This window comes from Micromonospora sp. M51 (assembly GCF_018070305.1).
Lineage (GTDB): Bacteria > Actinomycetota > Actinomycetes > Mycobacteriales > Micromonosporaceae > Micromonospora > Micromonospora parva.
In genome coordinates, this window is sequence record NZ_JAGPXZ010001197.1 from 1 (window position 1) to 1,169 (window position 1,169).

The 1,169-nt window shown below is 73.5% G+C and carries 3 protein-coding genes; all 3 read left to right on the forward strand.

The features are described 5' to 3' along the window. The first annotated feature begins 58 nt into the window (after positions 1 to 58). Entirely contained in the window at positions 59 to 397 is a 339-nt protein-coding gene (locus KBX53_RS33630) for a DUF6158 family protein (RefSeq protein ID WP_036411714.1), read from the forward strand. Then, positions 397 to 729 carry a hypothetical protein gene (locus KBX53_RS33635; protein WP_030333338.1) on the forward strand — a complete coding sequence of 111 codons (333 nt, stop codon included), beginning with the start codon at positions 397 to 399 and terminating at the stop codon, positions 727 to 729. The genes KBX53_RS33630 and KBX53_RS33635 overlap by 1 nt, the downstream gene beginning before the upstream one ends. A 55-nt stretch (positions 730 to 784) precedes the next feature. Next, positions 785 to 1,169 (forward strand): DUF1360 domain-containing protein (locus tag KBX53_RS33640; RefSeq protein WP_210863884.1); only part of this gene is annotated, 385 nt, incomplete at its 3' end.

A 1,169-nucleotide genomic window follows, 5' to 3' on the forward strand; every position in this document is an offset into this window, starting at 1 on the left:
TCACCACGCCTGGGCAATCGTCTAGACGCCAGCCCAAACGAGATCAAGGGGGGCGATCATGACCGGATCGGTACGTGAGGACGGCTTCGCGTCCAGTGATGGCGCGGATGTGAGCCCGGAGCAGCGGGTGCCCGAGTGGGGCGGCGATGAGCTGGCCGACCCGGCCGGCGCTCCCGGTCTCGACGGCGAGCTGCTCGGCATCGACCCGACGGAGCTGACCGACGAGGACCTGATCCGCGAGATGCACAGTCTGCACCGCACCCGCCTGGACACCCTGCGGCACGCTGCCGACTCCGCACTCGCCAACCACCTGCGACGCACGGCGGAGCTGGAGACCGAGTACCTGGCCCGCCACCCGGGTCGCGAGGTCGATCCCAGCCGCCTGCGGGACGCCTGATGCCGGCGCGCGCCGTACGCGGCATGTCCGCGCCACCCGAGGTGGTCTTCAGCACGGCCACCGACCCCGACCGTGCCTCGGCCTGGCTGCCGGAGCCACTGCGCGGCGACGGCAGCCCGGCCGCGGAAATCAACGGCGACGAGCTGCGTGCCCGGTGGGGCGACACCGACGACTGGTCCGCCGAGATCCGGGTCGAGCCGGCGGATTCCGGTGGCGCCCGGATCGAGCTGGACCTGGCCGACGGGTCGGGCGGGCCCGGGCCGGACCAACTGGCCGACCAGGCGCTCACCAACCTGGCACGCGAGGTCGCCGACAACCTCCAGGCCGGCTGAGCCGGCCACAGCGGGACGCCGCTCCCGCCACCACCACGACACGTGAGGAGATCGGGTGAGCGACACTGGCCTGCGACAGAAGGCGGCCCGGCTGCGCCGGGCGTACGCGCCGCACGAACACCGGCCGCTCGGCGGCTACCTGGTGGCGATGGGCGCCTACGCCGGGGTGACCGGTGCGCTCGCCGGCCTGGTCAAGGCGACCGGTCGGCCGGTGCCGGAACGCCCCGCGCCGTCCGACGTGGTGCTGCTCTCCATCGCCACGCACAAGCTGAGCCGGCTGCTGTCCAAGGACGCGGTGACGAGCCCGCTGCGGGCGCCGTTCACCCGCTATGACCGCCCGATCGGCAGCGGCGAGGTGATGGAACAGGTCCGCGACTCGGGCAGCCCGACCCGTCGGCCAGGTCCAGCTCGATCCGGGCGCCACCGGAATCCGCCGGCTC